Here is a 24,712-nt window from a genome sequence, read left to right as displayed (position 1 = left end):
CGGCCCCCACAGGCCCGTCCCCCACCGGGCCCCGGATCCCCCCACCGGAGGAAAAGTGAAGATCAAGCCCAACTCCCCCCTCGGCGGCGTCTCCAGGCGCGCTCGGCTGATCGCGGTCGCGGCCGGCCTGCTGACCGTCTCCGCGCTCGCCGCTCCCACCGCGTCGGCCGAACCCGGCGGTGCGGTACGGGCCGGCGCCGCCCAGCTCGCCGGCGCGGGCGACGCCGTGCTCGGCGCGGACATCGCGGGCACCGCCTGGTACGCCGACACCGCGACGGGCAAGCTCGTCGTCACCGTCGACAAGACCGTGTCGGCGAAGGAGATAGCCGAGATCCGCGAGGCCGCGGGCAGCCAGGCCGGCTCCCTGGAGATCAAGCGCACCCCCGGCGTCTTCAGCAAGCTCATCGCGGGCGGCCAGGCCATCTACGGCGGCGGCTCACGGTGCTCCCTCGGCTTCAACGTCCGCAGCGGAAGCACCTACTACGCGCTGACCGCGGGCCACTGCACCGAGCTCGGCAGCACCTGGTACACCAACTCCGCCAACTCCGTCACCCTGGGCGCCACGGCGGGCAGCAGCTTCCCGGTCAACGACTACGGCATCATCCGCCACTCCAGCGCCACGGCCGCTGACGGCCGGGTCTCCCTCTACAACGGCACGTACCGCGACATCACGGCCGCGGGCAACGCGACCGTCGGCCAGTCCGTGCAGCGCAGCGGATCCACCACCGGTCTGCACAGCGGGCGGGTCACCGGGCTCAACGCCACGGTCAACTACGGCTCCGGCGACATCGTCTACGGCATGATCCAGACCAATGTCTGCGCCGAGCCCGGCGACAGCGGCGGCTCGCTCTTCTCCGGCACCACCGCGCTCGGCCTCACCTCGGGCGGCAGCGGCAACTGCACCTCGGGCGGGACCACCTTCTTCCAGCCCGTCACCGAGGCGCTGAGCGCCTACGGAGTCACCGTCTTCTGATCGATCCACGGCCCCGGGCCGGTGATCCCCTGACCGGGGGTCACCGGCTCTTGCCGTACAACAGACCTAGGAGCGGCGGCGGGGCTTTCCGCGCTTGCCGCCCTTGGCACTGCCCTTGGCGCCGCCGGAACCGCCGCGGGCGCCGCCCCCGCCCGGCTTTCCGGCTGTGGGCTTCCGCTGTGCGCCGCCGGTTCCGGGGCGCTTGCGCTTCGGCTGCTCCGGGGCCGGAGCAGCGGCCGGGGCGCGACGGCCCCGGGTGCTGTTGACGGTCCGCCCCCGGACGATCCCGATGAACTCCTCCACCAGGTCGGTGGTCTCCTCCTCGGGCCATGACAGCGCCACCTGGGACTCGGGGGCGTCCGAGACGGGCCGGTAGGTGAGGTCCTTGCGATGGTGCAGCCGGGCCAGCGACTGCGGGACGACGAGCACTCCCACGCCCGCCGCCACCAGCTCGACGGCGTCCGCCGTGGTGGCGGGACGTTCCTTCGCGGGCACTCCCGGCCGGTGCTCCCAGTCGAGGGTCTCGTCGAGCGGATGCAGCACGATCTCATCGGCCAGATCCGCGGCGGTCACCTCGTCGACCGCCGCCACCAGGTGATCCTTGGGGATCACGACGACCGTCGTCTCGGTATAGAGGGGAATCGCGCTGAGCTCCGTCCGGTCGACCGGCAGCCGCAGCAGACCAGCGTCGGCGCCGCCGTCCCGCAGCGCACCGGGGGCCTCGGCGGCGGACACCGGGACGAGGGTCAGGGGAACTCCGGGCAGCCGCTCGTTCCAGATCCGCACCCACTTGGTGGGCGTGACCCCCGGAACGTACGCCAGCCGGAACGAAGAGGGCATTTCCGAGCCTGTCACCCGGCCAGATTACCGGTCGTGGTCGGAGGTATCGCACATGGTCGATACCCTTGACACATGAAGTCGCACCAGACCGCCCAGACGATGAAGCCCGCGACCGCGGCGAAGAAGCTGGGTGTGTACCTCGAGGCCACCCCCACCGAGTTCCAGGAGGGTGTCGTCTCGCGCAGCGAATTGAGTGCGCTCCAGGCCGATCCGCCGGAGTGGCTGCAGGAGCTGCGCCGCACCGGCCCGCACCCCCGGCCGGTGGTCGCGGCGAAGCTCGGCGTCTCCATCGCGGGCCTCGCGCGCGGCGGCGTCACCGAGCCCCTCACCACGGAGCAGATCGAAGAGCTGAAGAAGGATCTTCCCGAGTGGCTCCAGCGGGAGCGGGCCACCCAGGCCGAGGTCCGCAAGGAAACGGTACGCATCAAGGAGAAGAACGCGGAGCGCGCCGAGAAGGCGGCCCGCGACACCCGTTCCTGACCGCTGGCCTCGGGCGGCTGCCGGGCTTGCCCGGGTCCGGCAGGTCCGCGCCCCCCTCCCGGGGACGGTCATACGGGCCGAGGGCCCGGCCCGCGCCGCCCCACGCCCCACGCCCCACGCCTCGACGGTGACCGTGACGGGGGTCATGCCCCGATACGGCGAGGCGCCCGGTCGGGCACGGCCCCGGGCCGGTCGTCTCCCGGAGAGCCGGGCGCCGCTCCCGGTCCAGGGGCGGGGAGACCGATGTCAGGACCGGGCGGCACGCAGCCACTGCCGGCGACGGCGCCATGCCAGCCCGGGTGGAGTCAGACCGTACTTCTCCGCCTCGCCGCGGACTTGGGAGATCAGCTGATCCGCGTCCCGGCTCGCCCGGTCGCGAAGGGCCGCCGGTGAACCGACCCCCTGGGCGATCAGCAGATGAAGCATGCCGGGATCGTCGAGGTCCGGATGGACCTGCGCCAGCAGGGCGATCTCCCGCATCCGGTCGATGATCACTCGGGAGACCCCCAGATGAGTCGCCAGCTGTTCCTGCTGCTCGGCGCTCTGGGTCCGGCGCGCGAGGTCGGGGGCGGATTCGATGCCGGCCTTGGCCAGCGGGACCTTGTGCGGAGCAAGCGCCGGGAGGTCCAGGAAGCTGCGGGGCGGGACACCCGTCAGCTGCTTGAACCGGTGATCGGAGGCCAGCGGGCCGAAGCAGGGATCCGCCGTGGCCTTGCTCCTCGCCCGGTCGGTGGCGACGGCGAACTCCAGATCCTCGATCGCCTGCCCCAGCCGCATGTCCTTCTCGGCCTTCAGACCCGGGATCCCTGCCAGAAAGCAGTCCAGACATGCGTGGTCCCAGGCGAGTTTCGGTGATGGGGCGTGCTCATGGGGGTGCAGCCATGTCGCCCCCTTGGGCGGGGCGACTCCTTCAAGCGCTGTGATGCAGTGCTCCAGATTCTCGGCGAAGTCATGCATCCGATCCGCTTGCCGTCTCAGCTGAACGCCCTTCCACTTCTCCTCGCACAAGCTCTTGAGCTCTGTGACCGATTCAGCCGCGTTCTCCCGCAGCTGATCATCGCGCCGGCCCTCGGCGACGTAACCGTTGAGCCAGTGGGTCGCGCTGCTGTACTTGACCCGGATCCGGAGCGGGGCCCAGCCCTCGTCCTCGACGCCTCTGTCCGACAGCCCTGATCTGCCGTACTGCTCGTCGAGGGAGTTCGCGAGCGCCGCATGGGCGGTCCGCTGATCCGGAGCACGCCGGTAGACCGCCCACAGATACTCGAATCGCGCCAGCACATATCCAGGGTCTTCGTCCATGGCGCGGCTCAGCAGTTCCACGCGCTCGTCATCGGCCTTCACGCCGTCGCCCATCAGGGACCGGCTCGTCGCGATGACCTGAAGGGCGACGCTCTGCCAGCGCTCGGCCCCGTACAGATCGTCCTGGAGCTCCAGATGCGCCTTGCTGAGCCGGAGGAGGATGAAGGCGGCGGCTCCGGTGAGCAGCTGTGCGTTGGCCCGGTCCTGCTCGGCGGCCCTGTCGGCTTCCGCGGGTTCGGTCGGGACGGCGGAGAGACCGAGGTCCGGTCTGCTGAACACGGCACTCTCGGCATACCGGCCGTTTCTGGACAGGGTCATCGCGACTCGGTCGGCATCCACGAGGGTGACCCGGGCACGCCATGTGAGGTCCGGTCTGGCGGCGAAGAGCAGGCGCGACAGCGCCCCCGCGACCTTGCCCGCGGGCAACGCGCTCAGATCCTCGCTGGTGATTTTGCTCAGCGGTGTGGTGGCGAGGCCGGAGGTGGCGCCGTTCAGCGCTTTCGGCGATTCCGCGCCCAGCCCCTTCACCCTGGCCAGCAGGTAATCCGTGGAGCCCGCGCTCACCGTGCCATCGGGTTTCTGCACCTCGACCTGGAGTCGCAGGTTCTGCCCCATCGTCGCGGCCGTCAGCACGACGCCGATCACGGCGAGAGCGATGTGGGCCGCGATCAGCCGTCCCGTGTCCGTCAGGGGAACCAGGACCAAGGCGGTCGCCACCATGACCGCGAAGCTCAGCGGGATCAACAGGGTCAAGGGACGCCGCACGTCGTGAGGGCGGGTCGCGGTGAGGGCGATCAACGCCACCGCCGTCAGCCCGAGCACCGCGATCACCCCGGCCGCCTCAAGGCCCAGCGCCTCCCGCGGAGCCAGGAGCAGGGCGCCCGCCACCACGACGGCGGCGCCGAGGGAGATCAGCAAGGCCGACCAGTCCCGCCAGTCGCCCTGCTCGCGCCGGCCTCGGTGTCCGCTGTACGAGGCGAGGACGGTCAGAGAGATCATTCCCAGCCCGATGCCCAGGAGCGCGCCGGCCGCCCAGTTGGCGAGCGGCTCCCGGGGGGAGAACGGTCTGAACATGGCGTAGAGCGGAAGCATCACCGCCGCGCCGAAGATCAGGAGGAAGCCCGTGGCTCCGGCGATCCATCGGTGGGGCCGGGGCCAGGAGATGGTGTCGACGGGGACGAACAGACGTGTGGACAGACCGGCCAGTGCGTACAGGACGGCGAATCCGACCGCGCCGAACAGCAGCATCCGACCGAGCGGCATGACCCAGTACGCGGAGAAACGATCCCAGTTGGCCGATGCGCCGGGACGGTCCTGGGCCTTGTTCACCTGCGCGAGACCCGCCGTGGCACCAGGGTTGCTCTGGTCCATCGCGAGTGCGGAGCGGAACACGTTCCCGGCTTTGTCGAGATCGCCGGCTTTGACCAGGTCCTCTCCCGCCGTGACCACGGCCGCCGCCTGTTCGCGTTGCGCGGCGACGCTCTTCAGGCCCGCGACGGCGCAGGCGCGTTCCGCGTCGCCTCCCTTCACGGCGACGGCGGTGTAGGTCTCCTTCGCGCCGTCGAGCTCTCCGGCTTGCTGTCGCTCTCTCGCCTCGTCGCAGCTCGCGACCGCCGTGGCGTCGACGAGGGCCGTCGGGGAGGCGGCTCGGGCGGGTGCGACGACTGCCAGAGCGGCGAGCAGGGCGGCGGCACTGCCCCGCGCCACGCATGTCCACACGTTGAGCACCTCGCATGTCGGGACGCCCCGCCTCGCCGCCGATGCTAGGTCGTGTCTTCAAAGTCCCGTCTGTCCGCCGCGCCCTGGCACCGCACCTCGCTGCGTTGTCGTCGGTCGCCGATGGCCCCCTGGGCCTGGCGGCCCGGGAGGTGCCCCCACCGCATGGACTCCCTCCTCCGCCTTGCGATGCACGGCACCAGACCCCGCCGGACCCTCCCCCTGGGCTTCGCCCGGGGGGACCCCCATCCGGGCGGACGACGCTACTTTGAAGACACTCCCTAGGACGCCGCCCCGTACCGCGCGCCGACACGCCGCCCGCGACGGAGCCGGATGGCGCAGGCCGGAGGCGAACCGTCCGGGCCCGAGCACCCGACCGCGGTGCTTACTCCGGCGGGGGCGACCCTCTACTATGTAATGCATGAATGCCTTGAACGACTCTTACGGGCTGCGTGCGGGCGTACCCTCCGTCGAGGTCTATCGCCGGCTGCGCACCGTGGCGGGGCTCTCGGACAAAGCCCCCGAGGCGGTCGCGCTCGCCCTCCCCAACACCTGGTTCGGCGTGGTCCTCCACCATGAGGACGAGCCCATCGGCATGGGGCGGATCATCGGCGACGGGGGCACCGCGTTCCAGGTCGTCGACATCTGTGTCCACCCCGCACATCAGGGGAGGGGGCTCGGCAAGCGCATCATGGCCGCGCTCACCGAGGAACTGGAGCGCCGGGCCCCCGCCACCGCGTACATCTCGCTGATCGCGGACGGACCCGCACGCTTCCTCTATGAGAAGTTCGGCTTCGCCGACACCGCCGAGCACGGTTCGATCGGTATGTACCGTTCGATGGGCGCGGGCTAAAGAGGTCCTACCGGGACGCCCGGTCATCCCGGGTGTGCGGCTGCCGGCATCCACCCGGCTCGCGGGGCACGCCGCGACCGATGAGCGATCATCGGGCGGCCACGGCTTGACGGGTCACTGCGGCGTCCCCCGTGCGGAGACCGCGCGGGGGACGCCGGGCCGTGGGACGGGGAACCGCCCTACGGCAGGCGGACCGACTGGGCGTGCCGGAAGAAGTTCTGCGGGTCCCAGGCCGCCTTCACCCGCTGGAGACGGGCGTAGGAGTCCTTGTAGTACAGGTTCTGCCAGGTCGTGCCCGAGGCGTTCCAGGCGGGGTCGCCGAGGTCCTTGTCGGGGTAGTTGATGTAGCAGCCGTCGTTGATCGGGCCCGGCACCGGGACGCCTCCGGTCTCCGCGTACATCTCCCGGTAGAGGTCACGGATCCAGGAGATGTGGATGTTCTCCTCGGCCGGGTCGGTCCAGTAGGTCTGGAACTGGAGCTTGAGCACCGAGTCGCGCTGTGGCACCGCGGTCGCACCGGACGGTACGGAGTTGATCCTGCCGCCGTACGAATCGATCTGGACCAGAGCTCCGGCGGGGTTCCTGTACGTGGTGTACAGGTGCTTGTACAGCACCCTGATCTGGGTCGGTGACAGACCCTTGCGCGCGTACGCCGACTTGTACTTGCCGCGCAGCCCGGGGGTGCCGCCGCTGAGATGGTCGGTGGCGATGTACCAGGGCAGCCGGCGCGGGTTGCGGAACTGCGTCAGGGCCGCGTGCTCGCCCATCCGCTGCGTCATCGCCGTCGGCTGGACGCCCACTCCCGCGGTGATCGCGGTGAGGTACTCGTGCAGCAGTCTCCGGGCGTCGGGGACCGTGGCGTCCATCTGGGTGATCAGACCGATCTCGCCGTTCCCGCTGTGGTTCAGCTTCAGCAGGCCGAACAGCGAGTTGTACGGCGAGTTCGGCGCGCTGTTCTGCTCGTGCCAGGTGCCCCAGTTCTGTACGAGCCGGGTGAAGGCGGCCTCGTTCACATCCGCCCACTTGAAGGCCGTGGCCTGCAACAGGACCTCGGACGGCGGGCTGGGCAGCAGCTCGCCGGGGTCGGTGCTGGTCGAGTCGGGCTTCTTCAGCCAGTAGCGGGTGATCAGGCCGAAGTTGCCGCCGCCGCCACCGGTGTGCGCCCACCACAGATCCTGCTCGGCGCCGGTGGAGTCGCGGAACACCCTGACCGCCTCGACGACGCCGTTCCGCACCACCACGACCTCGACGCCGTGAAGGTAGTCGACGGTCAGACCGTGCAGCCGTGAGAGCATGCCGTAGCCGCCGCCGGATATATGACCGCCCACCCCGACGGAGGCACAGGTGCCCGCCGGGAGCGTGACCCCGTACAGCTTGTAGAGCTTCTCGTAGAGGTCGAGATTGGAGGCCCCGGCCTCGACCTCGAAGGCGTTACGGGTGGTGTCGAAGCGGACCTGGTTCATCGCCGACAGATCGACGACGACCTGCACATCCTTGTTGAAGACGAAGTCCTCGTAACAGTGGCCGCCGCTGCGCACGGTCAGCCGCTTGCGTCCGGTGACCGCCTCCCGCACGGCGTTGACGGCCTGCTCGGTGGTGGTGATCAGGACGACCTTCTCCGGGGACGCCTCCCAGCGCAGGTTGTTGCCGCGCGCCAGGTCGGGTAAACGGCGATCGCCCGCAGTGACGACGACCGGCCCGACCGCCGCGGCGGAGCCGGGTGCCGCCTGGGCGCCCGGGGCCACGGCGGTGGACAGGGCCGCTCCGCCCGCGACGGCCGCAGCGCCGGTGAGAAGGGATCGGCGGCCGAGATGCCGTTCTGGATTCTGCTTGCTCATGGTCACGTTCCTCAAGAGATTTGGAAGAAAGGACGGTTGATCGATAATCGATCATTAGCGGAGAGCGAAGGAGTCGGCGGGATGCGGGACGCGGGATGAGGATCGTTCTCCCTGCCCGGAACCGGCCGGAGGGTCCGGGCGCGGCATGCGCGGCATGCGCGGGGGCGGCGGGAGGCGTGGGCGTCGCGCCCTGAAGAATCGTTACTGCTTCATGGCGTCATACGTGGGGCTCACTGTCAGCCCCTCGATGTCATGGGCCGCGTCGTACGCCTCTGCCCCGTTCGGGCCCCACGCGGGAGATTGCCGGCGGATCGGCGCCGTCATACGGGCCTGCCCGGCGAGCGGCGTCGCCGACGCCATGTCGCTGACCGCCGGAGCGGCCCCGGTTCCCCTGCGTAAGTCCATGCCTGCGACTCCTCGGCTGTACGGAATGCCGCCCGCTCCGGCGCGGCAGTCCGCTCGGTTGATCGATCGACCGGGAAGAGGACGGATGGACAGGAGAGGTTGCAGTGACGGGGCAATCAATTTCCGAACTGGCAGAAGTCGGCCACTCCGGAGGGCTTTTCTGCGCCAAGTGGCGTCTTGTGGCGGGGTGTTGGCGCGCGTGGGGCGTGCGGGCGGCGCGGTGCGCCCGGTGGCCCGGCGGGGGCAGCTGCGCCGCATCGGCCCGGTCGGCCATCGGTGTTCACGGCACGGTGCCGCCGCGCCGGGGCCGGCGGGCGACGGCGGCGGGCCGGCCCCGGCATCCACGCCGGGGCCGTGGGTGTCCGTACCGCTCCGGGGCCGTGGGTGTCCCTACCGCGCCGGGACCGTGGGCGTCTGCCGGGGCCGGGTGGGGCGGCACGCTCCCGCGAGCCGCACTCTCCCGTGAGCCGCACGCTCCCGCGAGCCGCACTCTCCCGTGAGCCGCACCCGCCCGCTCAGCCGGCGGCGGCGCCGAACCACTTGGGCAGCCGGCCGAGCAGATCCTGCTGATCCTCACCGGCCCACGCCACATGGCCGTCCGGCCGCAGCAGCACCGCGGGCACGGTCAGCTCCTCGCTGACATCGACGACATGGTCGACCCGATCCGCCCAGCCCGCCACCGAGAGCCGGCCGGTCTGGTCGAGCAGCAGCCCGCGACCGCCGTGCATCAGCTCGTAGAGACGCCCCTGCTTCAGCTGCACGTCCCGCATCCGCCGGCCGAGCAGTTCATGGCCCTCGCCGAAGTCGTAGCGGACCCCGACCGCGGTGATGATCCCGGTCACGTACCGGTTCACCTCCTCGAAGTCCATCAGCTTCGAGAACAGCTCCCGCAGCGCGGTCACCCCCGGCTCGGTCCCCAGCAGCGCGATCTGCGCGCGGGTGTTGTCCAGTACGCGGGCCCCCACCGGGTGCCGTTCGGCGTGGTAGCTGTCCAGCAGCCTCTCCGGAGCCCAGCCGTTGACCGCGGCGGCCAGCTTCCAGCCGAGGTTGAACGCGTCCTGCACACCGAGGTTGAGCCCCTGCCCGCCGGTCGGCGGGTGGATGTGCGCCGCGTCGCCGGCCAGCAGCACCCGGCCGACCCGGTACTGCTCGGCCTGCCGGGTGGCGTCGCCGAACCGGGACAGCCAGCGCGGCGAGTGCACGCCGAAGTCGGTGCCCGCGACCGCCCGCAGCCGCTGCTTGAACTCCTCCAGGGTCGGCGTGGCCGCACGGTCCTCGGCCACGCCTTCGGCGGGCACGATGACGCGGTACGTCCCGTCCCCGTTGGGGATGGCGCCGAACCGCAGCTGGGTCGTGCGGACTTCCTCGACGACGGCGGCCACCGTCGCCGGATCCTCGGTCATCTCCATGTCGCCCAGCAGCGTCTCGACCTTGGCGGGCTCGCCGGGGAAACGGACGCCGAGCAGCTTGCGCACCGTGCTGCGACCGCCGTCGCACCCGACGAGGTAGCGTGCGCGCAGCCGCGCGCCGTCCGCCAGCTCGACGCTCACCCCGGCCCCGGCCCCACTGCCCTCCTGGCTCAGCCCTACCACTTCGCAGCCGCGCCGGATCTCGGCACCGAGTTCGAGGGCACGCTCGTCGAGCAGCCGCTCGGTGACCGGCTGCGGGGTGGCGAGGCCGTACGGGTGAGCCGTGTCCAACCGGTCGGGCCAGGGCTTGGAGATGCCGCCGAAGAGCCCGCCGACCTGGAACTTCTCACTGACCGCGAGGAACCGGTCCAGCAGGCCGCGCTGATCCATCAGCTCGACGCTGCGTGCGTGCAGGCCGCGCCCGCGGGACTGCTCGGTCGGCTCGGTCAACTTCTCCAGCACGACCACGTGTACCCCGGCCAGCCGCAGTTCGCCGGCGAGCATCAAGCCGGTCGGTCCGCCACCGGCAATGATCACGTCAATCATAAAACCCCCCATTCAACGACATTGCGTTTCGGCCAGCCGCTTCGCGCGGTCCGGCGGCGCGCACAACCCGCACACCCGCGCTTCCGCGCCGGGCCCCCGCCGAGTCCACGCACCCGCACCGCGAGTCCCACCGGCGGTTCGACGTCCCGCGAGCGCCCCATACGCCGACAGAGGCACGCATACATCGCGTATCCCTGATTTCCGCAGGTCCTGGCCTCGGTCGACGATTCTGCGGCATGACCCGGGCCTTGCCGCAAGGCCCCCGGTGCGCTATACCTTGGGAGAGGCAAGGAAGCGGGTTTCCTTGCCTTTTCCGTGCGCTGCGGAGGGGCCGGCTTCCTCCCGAAGCGGCGACGCGCCGCATACGGCGATGCCGGCGGTCCAGGAGGATGTCCCTGGTGGCCGAGTGCTTCATCTGGCGTGCCGGCCGTCGGTTCTGACGGCCGATCCGGGAAGGCGGCTCCGGCGGCCACTCTCTGCCGGGCCGCCGCTCTCCACCGGGCCCCGCTCTTGCCCGCCCACCCGCGCGCTCAGCTCTGAAGAGGTGGATTCCCCCTGGTCGGGGCCGCCTCCTTCCTCGCCCGAGCCCGGTCGAGGGACCACGCGCCCAGACCCACCAGTACGGCCGCCCCGGCCCCGTACACCGGCAACCACCGGGTCGTCGTCGCCGACAGACAGTCGGCGACGGCCACATGGCTCTGGGCCTCCTGCGCCTGAGCCAGGGCGGCACTGTCGCGATCAGCCAGATTCGCCAGTGCGGCCTCCGCGTGGATGCTCTGGTACGCGCCCAGCTCAGGACAGCCCGCACGAGTGCCCGGCATCGGAAAGAGCCACGCCCAGCGCTGTATCGCGGGGGCCAGTGCGATCGCTACGCACAGGCCGATGACCACCGAATACGCGACCAGATTCCGCAGATACGCGGATCCGGGGCCGGGCATCCACGCCGGCAGCCGGTAGAAGGAGAAGACCAGGGCGAGAAGCGTCACCCCGATGTATGTGGCGAACCATTCCCAGGAACCCTCCGCGAACGCGGCCGTCAGCACGGCGGCGAGCGCGATGCCGATGACCCCCGACTGACCGGGCGTGCCACGGTCTGCGTACGTGGATGCCGATCGCCCGGCTTCGTGCGGGCTGGGATCGTCCATGGCCGCTCCTGCGTGGTCGGGGGACCATCAGCATCCGAGCCCAGCGCGCCTCGGCGGGGAGCCATGCCGGACCGGCCCGGAAGTCTCCGCCGGTTGGCGGGGGACTCCGGGCCGGTCCGCACGCCGCGCCCACCTCCCCGCGCCGGGTGAGGCGTGGCGGGCGGATCAAGCCTCAGCCCTTGACGGCCTCCGCGATCCGCTGGGCGGCCTGGGCGGGCGTGAGGTGCGTGGTGTCGACGACCTCGGCCTCGTCGTGCAGCCATGTGCGGGCCGCCTCGGCGTAGGGCTCAAGGTACTCAAGACGGAAGGGGGAGGGGCCGAGAACCGTGTCCCCCTCGATGCGCCCGCGGAGGGTGTCCTGGTCGGCGTGGAGGACGAAGTGCCGTACCGGGATGGCGTGGTGGGCGAGGCCCGTGCTGATCTCGCGCCAGTACTGCTCCACCAGGACGGTCATGGGCATCACCAGGGTGCCGCCGGTGTAGTCGAGTACGCGGCGGGCGGTCTCGACGACGAGCTGCCGCCACGGCGGCCAGTGCTGGAAGTTGTCCGTCCCCGGCAGCCCGGGCGTGATGTCCATGAGCGTCTCGCCGACCTTCTCGGCGTCGAACACGCGTGAATCCGGGAGGAGCGGCTGTACGAGTGCACTGGTCGTCGTCTTGCCCGCGCCGTGGGTGCCGTTGAGCCATACGATCATGGGCCCGACGCTAGCGGTGTGCGCGCCGCGAGCCGGTGCCGATCACGTCACAGAACAGGCACGGCGGAGGGCCGCCCGCAGCCCCACCCTTGAATCCATTGCATAAAACTGCGGCTCTGCGTATAGTCATGCTGGTCTATGAGGAGGGTCCAAATGGCTGTACGAGCGGCAGTGGCAGGCGCGAGCGGGTACGCGGGCGGGGAAGTGCTCCGTCTGCTCCTCGCGCACCCCGGAGTCGAGATCGGCGCGCTCACCGGCAACTCCAACGCGGGGCAGCGGCTCGGCGCGCTCCAGCCGCATCTGCCGGCGCTGGGCGACCGGCTCCTCCAGCCGACGGACGCCGAGGTGCTCGCCGGGCACGACGTCGTCTTTCTCGCTCTGCCGCACGGGCAGTCCGCCGCCGTCGCCGAGCAGCTCGGCGAGGAGGTCCTCGTCATCGACATGGGGGCCGACTTCCGGCTGAAGGACGCCGCAGACTGGACGCGGTTCTACGGCTCCGAGCACGCCGGGACCTGGCCCTACGGCCTCCCCGAGCTGCCCGGCGCCCGTGGCGAGCTGGACGGCGCCCGGCGTATCGCGGTGCCCGGCTGCTATCCCACCGCCGTATCGCTCGCCCTCTTCCCGGCGTACCAGGCGCGGCTCGCCGGCCCCGAGGCCGTGATCACCGCCGCCTCCGGCACCTCCGGCGCGGGCAAGGCCGCCAAGCCGCATCTGCTCGGCTCCGAGGTGATGGGGTCCATGAGCCCCTATGGAGTCGGCGGCGGCCACCGGCACACCCCCGAGATGATCCAGAACCTCAGCGCCGTGGCGGGCGAGCCGGTCACCGTCTCCTTCACCCCCACGCTCGCGCCCATGCCCCGGGGCATCCTCGCCACCTGCTCCGTCAAGGCGAAGCCGGGCGTCACGGCGGCGGAGGTGCGGACCGCCTATGAGAAGGCGTACGCCGACGAGCCCTTCGTCCATCTGCTGCCCGAGGGGCAGTGGCCCGCGACCGGCTCCGTCTACGGATCCAACGCCGTCCAGATCCAGATCGCCCTCGACGAGACCGCCGGGCGCATCATCGCGATCAGCGCGATCGACAACCTCACCAAGGGCACCGCGGGCGGCGCCGTCCAGAGCATGAACATCGCCCTCGGACTCGACGAGACCACCGGCCTTCCCGTCACCGGCGTCGCCCCGTGAGTGCGGCGCGCGCCGTCACCGGCCCGACGACGACCGCGTCCGGCCCGACGACGACCGCGTCCGGCCCGACGACGACCGCGTCCGTACCGCGGCGGCCGGACGCGACCGAAGCCGCACCGCCGAACGCGGGCGGAGAAGCACCCGAGGAGACGCAGTGAGTGTCACGGCACCAAAGGGATTCACGGCGGCGGGCATCGCCGCCGGGATCAAGGAGAACGGCAAGCCCGATCTGGCGCTCGTGGTGAACAACGGCCCCCGCCGGGCCGCCGCGGGCGTCTTCACCGCCAACCGCGTCAAGGCCGCCCCCGTCCTCTGGTCCGAGCAGGTCCTGCGGGGCGGCGCGGTCACCGCCGTCGTACTGAACTCCGGCGGGGCCAACGCCTGCACCGGCCCCCAGGGTTTCCAGAACACCCATGCCACCGCCGAGAAGGCCGCCGAGGTCCTGCCGGGCCACAGCGCGGGCGAGATCGCCGTCGCCTCCACCGGTCTCATCGGGGTCCAGCTGCCCATGGACAAGCTGCTGCCCGGCATCGAGCAGGCCGCCGCCCAGCTCAGCGAGCACGGCGGCGAGAAGGCCGCCATCGCCGTCAAGACCACCGACACCGTCCACAAGACCGCCGTCCACCAGGGCGACGGCTGGCGCGTCGGCGGGATGGCCAAGGGCGCCGGAATGCTCGCCCCGAGCCTGGCCACCATGCTCGTCGTCCTCACCACCGACGCCGACCTCGACGCCGCCGCCCTCGACAAGGCGCTGCGCGACGCCACCCGCACCACCTTCGACCGCATCGATTCCGACGGCTGTATGTCCACCAACGACACCGTGCTGCTGCTGGCCTCCGGGGCCTCCGGCGCGGTCCCGGAGTACGAGGTGTTCGCCGCCGCCGTCCGCGAGGTCTGCGACGACCTCGCCCGGCAGCTCATCGGCGACGCCGAGGGCGCCTCCAAGGACATCCGCATCGAGGTCGTCAACGCGGCCACCGAGGCCGACGCCGTCGAGGTCGGCCGCTCCATCGCCCGTAACAACCTCCTCAAGTGCGCCATTCACGGCGAGGACCCCAACTGGGGCCGGGTGCTCTCCGCCATCGGCACCACCCGGGCCGCCTTCGAGCCCGACCGGCTCCATGTCGCCATCAACGGCGTATGGGTCTGCCGTGACGGCGCCGTCGGCGAGGACCGCGAGCTGGTCGACATGCGCTACCGCGAGGTACGGATCACCGCCGACCTCTCCGCCGGGTCCGAGTCCGCCGTGATCTGGGCCAACGACCTCACCGCGGACTACGTCCACGAGAACAGCGAGTACAGCTCATGAGCGGCGCCACCCGAAAGCACACCGCGCTCCCCAAGGCCCGGATCCTCATCGAGGCGCTGCCCTGGCTGACCCGCCACCAGGGCAAGATCGTCGTCATCAAGTTCGGCGGCAACGCCATGGTGGACGAGGACCTCAAGGCGGCCTTCGCCCAGGACGTCGTCTTCCTCCACCACGCCGGTCTCCGGCCGGTCGTGGTGCACGGCGGCGGCCCCCAGATCAGCGCCCAGCTCGACCGGCACGGCCTGGTCAGCGAGTTCAAGGCGGGACTGCGGGTCACCACCGACGAGGCCATGGACGTGGTGCGGATGGTCCTGGCCGGACAGGTCCAGCGCGAGCTGGTCGGGCTGCTCAACGAGCACGGCCCGATCGCGGTCGGCATCACCGGCGAGGACGCGCACACCATCAACGCCACCAAGCACATGCCGGTGATCGACGGCGAGCCGGTCGACATCGGCCGGGTCGGCGAGGTCACCAGGATCGACACGGGCGCGGTCGAGGCGCTGCTGAAGGACGGCCGCATCCCGGTCATCTCCTCCATCGCCCGTGCGGAGGACGACGGTCATGTCTACAACGTCAATGCTGATACGGCGGCTGCGGCACTCGCTGCGGCGCTTGGCGCGGAGACCCTGATGGTCCTCACCGACGTCGAGGGGCTCTACGAGAACTGGCCCCTGAGCGACGAGGTGATCAGCAGGCTCAGCGCCACCGAGCTGGAGAAGCTGCTGCCGGATCTCTCCAGCGGCATGGTCCCCAAGATGGAGGGCTGTCTCTTCGCCGTCCGCAACGGAGTCAACACCGCCCGGGTCATCGACGGCCGGGTGCCGCACTCCATCCTGCTGGAGATCTTCACCGACGAAGGCATCGGCACCATGGTCCTGCCCGACGGGCGGGCCGCATCCACGACGGAGAGGGAATGATGACCAACCAGGAGTACGCCCAGCGCTGGCAGCGTGTGATCGCCGACACCTACGGCACGCCGAAGCTGTCTCTCGTCCGTGGCGCGGGCAGCACGCTCTGGGACGCGGACGGCGCCGAGTACACCGACTTCACCGGCGGGCTCGCGGCGAACGCGCTCGGTCATGCCCACCCCGCCGTCGTCGAGGCGGTCTCCCGGCAGATCGCGTCCCTCGGCCATGTCTCCAACCTCTACGCCGCCGAGCCGCCTATCCTGCTCGCCGAGCGGCTGATCCAGCTCTTCGGCAGGCCCGGGCGCGTTTTCTTCTGCAACTCGGGTGCCGAGGCCAATGAGACCGCCTTCAAGATCGGCCGGCTGACGGGCCGCACCGGGATGGTCGCCGCCTCCGGCGGCTTCCACGGCCGCACCGTGGGCGCGCTCGCCCTCACCGGCCAGCCCGCCAAGCAGCAGCCGTTCCTGCCGCTGCCCGGCGACGTCACCCATGTCCCCTACGGGGACGCCGAAGCCCTGCGCGCCGCCGTCACCACGGACACCGCCCTGGTGATCCTCGAACCGATCCAGGGCGAGAACGGCGTGATCACACCGCCCCGGGGGTATCTCCAGGCCGCCCGGGAGATCACCAGCGCCGCCGGCGCCCTGCTCGTACTGGACGAGGTCCAGACCGGCATCGGACGCACCGGCCACTGGTTCGCGGCCCAGGCCGAGGGCGTCGAGGCCGATGTCGTCACCCTCGCCAAGGGCCTCGGCGGCGGACTGCCGATCGGGGCGGCCGTCGCCTTCGGCGAGACCGCCGAACTGCTGCGGCCCGGTCACCACGCCAGCACCTTCGGCGGCAACCCCGTCGCCTGCGCCGCGGGTCTCGCCGTACTGGACACCCTCGCGGCCGATGGACTGCTCGACCAGGTCAAGCGGCTGGGGGAGAAGATCCGGGACGCGGTGGAGGATAGCGAAGGCAAAGGAAGACACCCCCTGGTCTCCCATGTCCGTGGCGCGGGCCTGATGCTGGGTATCGTGCTCAACGAGCCCCTCGCGCCTAAGGTGCAGCTCGCGGCTCAGAGCGCCGGCTTCCTGGTGAACGTCCCAGCTCCCGATGTAGTACGGCTGATTCCGCCGCTGATCATCGGCGAGGCCGAGGTGGACGCCTTCCTCGGGGCCCTGCCCGGCATGCTCGACGCGGCCCACGAGCAGAACGGGGAAGGACCAACCGGGGAATGAGACGACGATGACCGAGGCGCAGGACACCGACCAGGGAAGCCAGGCGGTACCGCAGACCCGTATGGCCCGCCACCGTCGGATCGTGGACATCCTCAACCGGCAGCCGGTGCGCTCCCAGAGCCAGCTGGCGAAGCTCCTCGGGGACAACGGGCTGAGCGTCACCCAGGCGACGCTCTCCCGGGACCTCGACGAGCTGGGCGCGGTGAAGATCCGCAACACCGGCGGCGAGCTGATCTACGCGGTGCCCAGCGAGGGCGGTTTCCGCACCCCGCAGGCCCCCCTCGGCGAGTCGGCGAAGGAGGAGCGGATGCGCAGGCTCGCCGGGGAGCTGCTGATCTCCGCCGAGGCGTCCGCCAATCTGGTGGTCCTGCGCACTCCTCCGGGCGCGGCCCAGTTCCTCGCCTCGGCCATCGACCAGGCCGAACTGCACGACATCCTCGGCACCATCGCCGGGGACGACACCCTGATGCTGATCAGCAGGCACCCCACGGGCGGCCAGGCGCTGGCGGACCATCTGCTGCGCCTGGCCGAGAACGACCGTTAGGGTGTTTCTGATGGATCGTGCCGGGCTCGCCCGGTCCGGGCGGAAGCCCGAAGTCCGAAGCCCGTCGCCCGCTGAGCCGGAAGCCCCGGGACTGCTGAACGCGGAGCCCGTCGCCCGCTAGACCTCAAGGCCCCAAGACCTCAAGGCCCCGAGGGCGGGCCTTACGCGCTCCCCGCCGTCTCAGGGCGCGGCGGCAGCGGCAGCGGCAGCGCGGGGAGCCCGTCCAGGCTCACGCCCACATGCTCCTTCTTCGCGCAGTACGCGGCGAACTCGTCGTCCGACTTCCGCCCGAAGTGCTCCGCGTGCTGGGTGCGCTCCTCCCGGTACTCCATGAACGGCACCGCGAACCCGCAGGCGTCCCCGATCCGGCGGGCGTGCACGACGATGATCGCGCGGGCCGCCGGCCCGTCCGCCTCCGCGAAGTGGGCGATGAGCCCGGGCCAGCGCGGATCGTCCCGGAAGACCGCCTCACCGCTGCCGTGCACCCGCAGCACCTTCGGCGGCCCGGTGAAGGCGCACCACATCAGGGTGATCCGCCCGTTCCCCTCCTCGCGCAGATGGGCGATGGTCTCCGCGCCGCTGCCGCCGAAGTCGAGATACGCCAGCGTCCGCTCGTCCAGGACCACCAGGGTGCCGCTGCGGCCCTTGGGGGAGAGATTGACATGCCCGTCCCCGGCGAGGGGCGCGGTGGCCGTGAAGAAGACCGGCTGCTGCTCGATGAAGTCGCGGATCCTGCCGTCTATGCGTTCATAGCGCTTTCCCATACGGCGATTATCCGGTGCGTGCCCGCGCTCCCGCCGGGAGTTTCGGGCCCCCCGGAGGGGCCCCGGAGGGCCCGCCGGTGTGGTTGCTCCGAAGGCGTTGACGAAACATACAGTCGAGTGCATACTTATTCCATCACCGAATGCATCGTAAGGAGAATCCCGTGACCGAGCGCGTCGTACTCGCCTACTCGGGCGGTCTGGACACCTCCGTAGCCATCGGCTGGATCGCCGAGGAGACGGGCGCCGAGGTCATCGCCGTCGCCGTGGACGTCGGCCAGGGCGGCGAGGACCTTGATGTCATCCGCAAGCGGGCACTCGCCTGCGGCGCCGTCGAAGCCGAGGTCGCCGACGCCAAGGACGAGTTCGCCGACGAGTACTGCCTCCCGGCGATCAAGGCCAACGCTCTCTACATGGACCGGTATCCGCTGGTCTCGGCGCTCTCCCGGCCCACGATCGTCAAGCACCTCGTCGCCGCGGCCAAGAAGCACAACGCCGGCATCGTCGCCCACGGCTGCACCGGCAAGGGCAATGACCAGGTCCGCTTCGAGGCCGGAATCTCCGCACTCGGCCCCGACCTCAAGTGCATCGCCCCGGTCCGTGACTACGCCATGACCCGGGACAAGGCCATCGCCTTCTGCGAGGCCAAGCAGCTTCCGATCACCACCACCAAGAAGTCGCCGTACTCCATCGATCAGAACGTCTTCGGGCGGGCCATCGAGACCGGCTTCCTGGAGGACATCTGGAACGCGCCGATCGAGGACATCTACGAGTACACCTCCAACCCCGCCGAGCCGCGTGAGGCCGACGAGGTCGTCATCTCCTTCAAGGAGGGCGTCCCGGTCGCCATCGACGGCAAGCCCGTCACGGTCCTCCAGGCGATCCAGCAGCTCAACGAGCGGGCCGGCGCCCAGGGCATCGGCCGGATCGACATCGTCGAGGACCGGCTCGTCGGCATCAAGTCCCGTGAGGTGTACGAGGCCCCGGGCGCGATCGCGCTGATCACCGCCCACCAGGAGCTGGAGAACGTCACCGTCGAGCGTGAGCTCGCCCGCTACAAGCGGCAGGTCGAGCAGCGCTGGGGCGAGATGGTCTACGACGGCCTCTGGTTCTCCCCGCTCAAGCGCGCCCTGGACGGCTTCATCAACGAGGCCAACCAGCATGTCACCGGCGACATCCGGATGACCCTGCACGCCGGCCGGGCCGTCGTCAACGGCCGGAGGTCCGAGCAGGCGCTGTACGACTTCAACCTCGCCACCTACGACACCGGCGACACCTTCGACCAGTCCAAGGCCCAGGGCTTCATCGAGATCTTCGGTCTCTCCGCGAAGATCGCGGCCAAGCGCGATCTGAGCTGATCCCGCCCGCGCACCACAGCCGCCTCCCCGTTCCTCCGCGCCGGGGAGGCGGCGGCACATCCACTCATCCCGAGGAGCTTCAGCAGTGAGCAGCAACAACGGCGATGTCCGGCTCTGGGGCGGACGGTTCGCCGACGGTCCCGCCGAGGCGCTGGAAAGGCTCTCCGCCTCCGTCCACTTCGACTGGCGTCTCGCGCCCTACGACATCGCCGGATCCCGTGCCCACGCCCGGGTGCTGCACCGGGCCGGACTGCTCAGCGACGACGAGCTGACCCGGATGCTCGCCGGGCTCGACCGGCTCGAAGCGGATGTCGCCGACGGCTCCTTCACCGGCACCGTCGCCGACGAGGATGTGCACACCGCGCTGGAGCGGGGCCTGCTGGAGCGCCTCGGCCCCGATCTCGGCGGCAAGCTGCGGGCCGGCCGCTCCCGCAACGACCAGGTCGCCACCCTCTTCCGGATGTATCTGCGCGACCACGCCCGGATCGTCGGCGGGCTGCTCGCCGAGCTCCAGGACGCGCTGGTGGGGCTGGCCGAGGCGCACCCCGACGTCGCCATGCCGGGCCGTACGCATCTTCAGCACGCCCAGCCCGTGCTCTTCGCCCACCATGTGCTCGCCCATGTGCAGTCGCTCTCCCGGGACGCCGAGCGGCTGCGCCAGTGGGACGCGCGCACGGCGGTCTCGCCCTACGGCTCCGGGGCGCTCGCGGGCTCCTCGCTCGGGCTGGACCCCGAGGCGGTCGCGGCCGATCTCGGCTTCGAGCGCGGTTCGGCGGCCAACTCGATCGACGGCACGGCCTCCCGGGACTTCGCGGCGGAGTTCGCCTTCATCACCGCGATGATCGGCGTGAATCTCTCCCGGATCGCGGAGGAGGTCATCATCTGGAACACCAAGGAATTCTCCTTCGTCACCCTCCACGACGCCTTCTCCACCGGCTCGTCGATCATGCCGCAGAAGAAGAACCCGGACATCGCCGAGCTGGCGCGCGGCAAGTCCGGCCGGCTGATCGGCAATCTCACGGGCCTGCTGGCGACGCTCAAGGCGCTGCCGCTGGCGTACAACCGGGACCTCCAGGAGGACAAGGAGCCGGTCTTCGACTCCTGCGACCAGCTGGAGGTGCTGCTGCCCGCCTTCACCGGGATGATGGCCACGCTCACGGTGAACCGGGAGCGGATGGAGGAGCTGGCGCCGGCCGGTTTCTCGCTCGCCACCGACATCGCGGAGTGGCTGGTCAAGCAGGGGGTGCCGTTCCGGGTGGCGCATGACGTCGCGGGCGCGTGCGTCAAGGTGTGCGAGAGCCTCGGCATCGAGCTGGACGAGCTCACGGACGAGCAGTTCGCCGAGATCTCCGAGCATCTGACCCCCGAGGTCCGCACGGTTCTCACCGTCCGGGGCGCACTGGCCTCCCGCGACAGCCGGGGCGGTACGGCCCCGTCCGCCGTCGCGGTCCAGCTCGCCGAGGTCAAGGCCGATCTGGCCGCCCAGCACGAATGGGCGGATGCCGCACGGTAGGCGGCCTCCGCGTCTTCTCCCCGACACCGCCGCCGCCCAGCGCGCGAGCGCGTCGACAGTCCGGCCGGGTCCCTCCGGTCCGGCGGCCGACGCGCCGCAGCCGGGCGGCGGCGGTGTTTCGCATGCGCCGAGGGTGTCCCTCTCGTATGCGCCGAGGGCACCCCTCTCGTCTCGTACGCACCGAGGACGTCCCTCATCGCCGTGGCAGATGAGTCAGCACATGATCTGATGAGACATCCATGTCTCACTTGGGTTATGGTCGTGTCATGACAGTCGATCGTGAGCAGATGCTGCGCAGCGCCGCCGCGCTTCTCTCCCGTAGAGCCACCGCGACCATGGACGAGGTGGCCAAGGCCGCAGGCGTCGGCCGCGCCACCCTGCACCGGCACTTCGCCGGGCGGGACGCCCTGGTGCGCGCGCTGGAGGACTTCGGGCTGAGGGAGTTCGAGGCGGCGGTCGACGCCGCCCGGCTGGAGGAGGGGCCCGCGGGCGGCGCGCTCGGACGGCTCGTCGGCGAGAGCGTGCCCTCCGCCCCGCTTCTGGCGTTCCTCATCACCGAGAACCAGCTCTTCGAAGGCGAAGAGGTCAACCAGGGCTGGGCCAGGATCGACGCCCGGATCTCCGCGCTCTTCCAGCGCGGCCAGCAAGAGGGCGTCTTCCGGATCGATCTGACCGCCGCCTGGCTCACCGAGGCCCTCTACGGGCTGCTCAGCGCGGGAGCCTGGTCCGTGCAGACCGGCCGGGTCGCGCCCAAGGACTACCAGTTCATGATCACCGAGCTGCTGCTCGGCGGCTGCACACGACGGAGCGTGGAGAGATGACCAGCACCGACCTCAAGGCGCCGGAGACCGTACGCGCCCCCGGACGCTGGCTGGCGCTGTCCGTCCTGGTGTTCGCCGTGCTGCTGGTGGCGGTGGACGCCACCGTCCTGGGCCTGGCGACCCCCTTTCTGAGCGAGGATCTCGCACCGTCCGGCACCCAGCTGCTGTGGATCGGCGATGTGTACTCCTTCGTCATCGCGGGTCTGCTGATCTCGATGGGCAGCCTCGGCGACCGCATCGGCCGTAAGAAGCTGCTGCTGACCGGCGCCGTCGCGTTCGGCGCGGTCTCCGTGCTCAACGCCTATGCGACCAGCCCCGAGATGATGATCGTGGCCCGCGCGCTGCTCGGCGTCGCCGGCGCCACCCTGATGCCGTCCACGCTCGCCCTGATCCGCAATCTCTTCCACGACCCCAGGGAGCGCAGTCTCGCCGTCGGCATCTGGGGCGCCGCGGCGTCGGCGGGCGCGGCGGTCGGGCCCCTCGTCGGCGGTGCGCTCCTGGAGCACTTCTGGTGGGGCTCGGTCTTCCTGATCAATCTCCCGGTCATGGCGATCCTCGTCGTCGTCGGCATCAAGCTGATCCCCGAGTCGCGCGACCCGAACCCCGGCCCATGGGATCTGATCAGCGTCGCGCTCTCCCTGATCGGCATGATCGCCGTCGTGTACGCGATCAAGGAGACGGCGGTGCACGGACTGAGCGCGGGGACCGCCCTGGCGGCCGTCGTCGGCGGCGGCGCTCTCTTCTGGTTCGTACGGCGGCAGCTCACACTGCCCTCGCCGCTGCTGAACGTCAGACTCTTCCACCACCGGGGCTTCTCCGGGGCCGTACTGGCGGATCTGCTGACCATCCTCGGACTCGCCGGACTGGTCTTCTTCCTCTCGCAGTTCCTCCAGCTCGTCCAGGGACGCTCCCCGCTGGAGGCGGGGCTGATCGAGCTGCCCGCCGCCATCGGATCGGTCGGCTCCGGTCTGCTGGCCGGCCATCTTGCCCGGCGGGCGTCCGTGCGCAGCACGGTGTCCGGGGGACTGGCCGCCGTCGGCCTGGCGCTCGGCGCCTGTGTGCTGCTGACCGCCGACACCGGGCCGCTCGCCATGGGCGTCGCGCTCTTCCTCGGCGGATTCGGCGCGGGCCTCGCCTTCACGGTGACCGCGGACGTGATTCTCTCCAGCGTGCCCAAGGAGCAGGCGGGCGCGGCGTCGGCCGTCTCCGAGACGGCGTACGAACTGGGCGCGGCGCTCGGCATCGCCCTGCTGGGCTCGGTGGTGACCGGTGTCTACCGGGGCTTCCCCACCCCGGACGGCGTGCCGGCCGAGGCGGCCGACGCGGCCCGGGACTCCCTCGGCGGCGCGGTCCAGACGGCGGACGCGCTTCCGCAGGAGCAGGGCGCGGCCCTGCTCTCCTCGGCGCAGAGCGCGTTCACGGACGGGCTCCATATCGCGGGCGCGATCGGCTCGGCGCTGCTGCTGGCGACCGCCGTCGCCGCCTGGTTCCTGCTGAAGGGGCAGCGTCTGGAGGACGGCGTCGAACACCCCTGACCGCAGCGCGCAGGAGGGCCGGACCCCGATCGGGGTCCGGCCCTCCTGCGCGTACGGTCTCCGGCGCTGGGCGTCAGGCCGCCTTCGCCTTGCTGGCGTACATGTCCACGTACTCCTGGCCGGACAGCCGCATCACCTCGGTCATCACCGAGTCGGTGACCGCGCGCAGCACATAGCGGTTGCGCTCCATGCCCTCGTACCGGGAGAACTCCATCGGCTCCCCGAAGCGGAGCGTCACCCGGCCGGGCCGGGGCAGACCCGAGCCGCCCGGCTGGAGCTTGTCCGTGCCGATCACCGCGAACGGCACCACGGGTGCGCCGGTCATCAGGGTGAGCCGGGCGATTCCGGAGTGGCCCCGGTAGAGCCGGCCGTCGGGGGAGCGGGTGCCCTCGGGGTAGATGCCGAACATCCGGCCGCTCTCCAGGATCCGACGCCCTGTCATCAGCGCGGCCACCCCGCCGTTCGCGCCGTCCCGGTCCACCGGGACCATGCCGACGCCGCTGAAGAACCAGGCCATCGCCCGTCCCTTGAGGCCCTTGCCCGTGACGTACTCGTCCTTGCCGATGAAGTAGACCGGACGGGTGCACACCAGCGGCATGATCATCGAGTCGATGAAGGTGAGATGGTTCCCGGCCAGAATGACGGGGCCGGAGCCCGGGATGTTCTCGACGCCTTCCGCGCGGGGGCGGAACATCAGGCGCAGGAAGGGTCCTAGCACGGCCTTGATGAGCGACAAGCGGGACAACGAGTCCTCCGGTGTCATGAACGGACGGCAGCGGTGGGCGGCCGGTGCGGCGCTCCGAGGAACCCTCTGTTCGGGTTCGGCTGAGTCTGCGCAGGTGAGGACGATACTCGCGGTTGCCGTTCGATCGCACATCGGGTTCATGGGACGGATACACACTGTTGACGTCTGTTCGCGCCACGTTTCCGCAGGGTCTTCCCGGTGGCATAGATCGCTCTCTAGCGTCGGACACCGCCCGGCAGGTGCGGGACATCACAGCGGGAAACGGCCCGGGGGTACCTCTGGAGGACAGGGAATACCCATAAGGCACAGCAGGCGCAGAACGTACGGAGAGGGAGCCCTCATGACCCACGGCACGGCAGACGGCACGGCAGACGGCGCGGACACGGGCGCGCGGCGGAGCGAGGACGGGAGCACGGACCGGAGCGGGGACAGGAGCATGGACCGGCGTACGGGCTGGAGCGCGGCGGCGGGCCCGGGGCGGCGGAGCCTGCTCGGAGCGGCGGTGCTCACCACCACGGCCCTCGGCGTCCCGGTCGCCGCCGCCGGACCGGCGGCGGCGGGCGAACGGCACGGCGGGCACGGCGGCTCGTACCGGGATCTGCCGCGCCCCACGGT

21 protein-coding genes and 1 pseudogene are annotated in these 24,712 nt (G+C 70.9%); 13 read left to right on the top strand and 9 right to left on the bottom strand.

The window, feature by feature from the left end:
- Positions 1 to 55: 55 nt before the first annotated feature.
- On the top strand, positions 56 to 973 hold the full coding sequence (locus FF041_RS13175; protein WP_323391824.1) for a S1 family peptidase: 918 nt from the start codon (positions 56 to 58) through the stop codon (positions 971 to 973).
- Positions 974 to 1,039: 66 nt separating this feature from the next.
- On the opposite strand, the gene FF041_RS13170 is transcribed toward FF041_RS13175, so the two are convergent.
- Positions 1,040 to 1,828, bottom strand: coding sequence for a LysR substrate-binding domain-containing protein (locus FF041_RS13170; protein WP_323391823.1), 789 nt, complete (start codon positions 1,826 to 1,828; stop codon positions 1,040 to 1,042).
- A gap of 57 nt (positions 1,829 to 1,885) precedes the next feature.
- On the opposite strand from FF041_RS13170, the gene FF041_RS13165 reads away from it, so the two are divergent.
- Entirely contained in the window at positions 1,886 to 2,293 is a 408-nt protein-coding gene (locus FF041_RS13165) for a DUF5997 family protein (protein WP_153481406.1), read from the top strand.
- A gap of 246 nt (positions 2,294 to 2,539) precedes the next feature.
- Here FF041_RS13165 and FF041_RS40320 read toward each other — a convergent pair whose 3' ends face one another.
- The gene (locus tag FF041_RS40320) at positions 2,540 to 5,311 is read right to left on the bottom strand and encodes a DUF4332 domain-containing protein (RefSeq protein WP_153523008.1); all 2,772 of its coding nucleotides are present in this window, start codon (positions 5,309 to 5,311) and stop codon (positions 2,540 to 2,542) included.
- Between the two features lie 418 nt (positions 5,312 to 5,729).
- Between FF041_RS40320 and FF041_RS13155 the strand changes: the two genes are divergently transcribed.
- Positions 5,730 to 6,161, top strand: a complete 432-nt coding sequence (locus FF041_RS13155; protein ID WP_153523007.1) for a GNAT family N-acetyltransferase — start codon at positions 5,730 to 5,732, stop codon at positions 6,159 to 6,161.
- A gap of 179 nt (positions 6,162 to 6,340) precedes the next feature.
- Here FF041_RS13155 and FF041_RS13150 read toward each other — a convergent pair whose 3' ends face one another.
- From FF041_RS13150 to FF041_RS13130, 5 genes are all read right to left on the bottom strand, one after another.
- A complete protein-coding gene (locus FF041_RS13150; protein WP_153523006.1) occupies positions 6,341 to 7,999 on the bottom strand; it encodes an FAD-binding oxidoreductase in 1,659 nt (552 codons plus the stop codon).
- A gap of 201 nt (positions 8,000 to 8,200) precedes the next feature.
- Complete coding sequence (locus tag FF041_RS13145; RefSeq protein ID WP_153523005.1) at positions 8,201 to 8,404, bottom strand: hypothetical protein; 204 nt, start codon at positions 8,402 to 8,404, stop codon at positions 8,201 to 8,203.
- Between the two features lie 515 nt (positions 8,405 to 8,919).
- Entirely contained in the window at positions 8,920 to 10,359 is a 1,440-nt protein-coding gene (rox, locus tag FF041_RS13140; RefSeq protein ID WP_153523004.1) for a rifampin monooxygenase, read from the bottom strand.
- A gap of 530 nt (positions 10,360 to 10,889) precedes the next feature.
- Positions 10,890 to 11,504 (bottom strand): hypothetical protein, encoded by a 615-nt coding sequence (locus FF041_RS13135; protein WP_153523003.1) that lies wholly within the window; start codon positions 11,502 to 11,504, stop codon positions 10,890 to 10,892.
- Between the two features lie 172 nt (positions 11,505 to 11,676).
- On the bottom strand, positions 11,677 to 12,198 hold the full coding sequence (locus tag FF041_RS13130; RefSeq protein WP_153523002.1) for an AAA family ATPase: 522 nt from the start codon (positions 12,196 to 12,198) through the stop codon (positions 11,677 to 11,679).
- 153 nt (positions 12,199 to 12,351) lie between these two features.
- Here FF041_RS13130 and argC point away from each other — a divergent pair, with 153 nt between their 5' ends.
- The 5 genes from argC (at position 12,352) to FF041_RS13100 (ending at position 17,364) form a co-directional block, all read left to right on the top strand.
- Positions 12,352 to 13,380, top strand: a complete 1,029-nt coding sequence (gene argC / locus FF041_RS13125; RefSeq protein ID WP_153485975.1) for an N-acetyl-gamma-glutamyl-phosphate reductase — start codon at positions 12,352 to 12,354, stop codon at positions 13,378 to 13,380.
- Positions 13,381 to 13,534: 154 nt separating this feature from the next.
- Entirely contained in the window at positions 13,535 to 14,689 is a 1,155-nt protein-coding gene (gene argJ / locus FF041_RS13115) for a bifunctional glutamate N-acetyltransferase/amino-acid acetyltransferase ArgJ (protein ID WP_323372188.1), read from the top strand.
- Positions 14,686 to 15,606: an acetylglutamate kinase gene (gene argB, locus FF041_RS13110; protein ID WP_153523000.1), complete on the top strand. Its 921-nt coding sequence runs from the start codon at positions 14,686 to 14,688 to the stop codon at positions 15,604 to 15,606. Before argJ ends, argB begins: the two co-directional genes overlap by 4 nt.
- Entirely contained in the window at positions 15,606 to 16,820 is a 1,215-nt protein-coding gene (locus FF041_RS13105) for an acetylornithine transaminase (protein WP_153523009.1), read from the top strand. The genes argB and FF041_RS13105 overlap by 1 nt, the downstream gene beginning before the upstream one ends.
- 7 nt (positions 16,821 to 16,827) lie before the next feature.
- Complete coding sequence (locus tag FF041_RS13100; protein ID WP_153485971.1) at positions 16,828 to 17,364, top strand: arginine repressor; 537 nt, start codon at positions 16,828 to 16,830, stop codon at positions 17,362 to 17,364.
- A gap of 161 nt (positions 17,365 to 17,525) precedes the next feature.
- Here the strand turns inward: FF041_RS13100 and FF041_RS13095 are convergent, their stop codons facing one another.
- A complete protein-coding gene (locus tag FF041_RS13095) occupies positions 17,526 to 18,128 on the bottom strand; it encodes a pyridoxamine 5'-phosphate oxidase family protein (RefSeq protein WP_153522999.1) in 603 nt (200 codons plus the stop codon).
- 161 nt (positions 18,129 to 18,289) lie between these two features.
- Between FF041_RS13095 and FF041_RS13090 the strand changes: the two genes are divergently transcribed.
- From FF041_RS13090 to FF041_RS13075, 4 genes are all read left to right on the top strand, one after another.
- Entirely contained in the window at positions 18,290 to 19,483 is a 1,194-nt protein-coding gene (locus FF041_RS13090) for an argininosuccinate synthase (RefSeq protein WP_323372187.1), read from the top strand.
- Between the two features lie 85 nt (positions 19,484 to 19,568).
- Complete coding sequence (gene argH, locus FF041_RS13085) at positions 19,569 to 20,996, top strand: argininosuccinate lyase (protein ID WP_323391822.1); 1,428 nt, start codon at positions 19,569 to 19,571, stop codon at positions 20,994 to 20,996.
- Between the two features lie 266 nt (positions 20,997 to 21,262).
- The gene (locus FF041_RS13080; RefSeq protein ID WP_228387180.1) at positions 21,263 to 21,817 is read left to right on the top strand and encodes a TetR/AcrR family transcriptional regulator; all 555 of its coding nucleotides are present in this window, start codon (positions 21,263 to 21,265) and stop codon (positions 21,815 to 21,817) included.
- Positions 21,814 to 23,352 carry an MFS transporter gene (locus tag FF041_RS13075; protein WP_153522998.1) on the top strand — a complete coding sequence of 513 codons (1,539 nt, stop codon included), beginning with the start codon at positions 21,814 to 21,816 and terminating at the stop codon, positions 23,350 to 23,352. Before FF041_RS13080 ends, FF041_RS13075 begins: the two co-directional genes overlap by 4 nt.
- 73 nt (positions 23,353 to 23,425) lie before the next feature.
- Here FF041_RS13075 and FF041_RS13070 read toward each other — a convergent pair whose 3' ends face one another.
- Positions 23,426 to 24,088, bottom strand: coding sequence for a lysophospholipid acyltransferase family protein (locus FF041_RS13070; RefSeq protein WP_153485965.1), 663 nt, complete (start codon positions 24,086 to 24,088; stop codon positions 23,426 to 23,428).
- A 349-nt stretch (positions 24,089 to 24,437) separates the two neighbouring features.
- Between FF041_RS13070 and FF041_RS13065 the strand changes: the two are divergent.
- A pseudogene (locus tag FF041_RS13065) lies at positions 24,438 to 24,712 on the top strand (hypothetical protein); the annotation flags it as partial.

It is taken from the genome of Streptomyces jumonjinensis (assembly GCF_009600885.1).
In the GTDB taxonomy this organism is placed as follows: domain Bacteria; phylum Actinomycetota; class Actinomycetes; order Streptomycetales; family Streptomycetaceae; genus Streptomyces; species Streptomyces jumonjinensis.
Note: the sequence above shows the minus strand (reverse complement) of the source record. Positions and strands in the feature narration are given on the sequence as shown.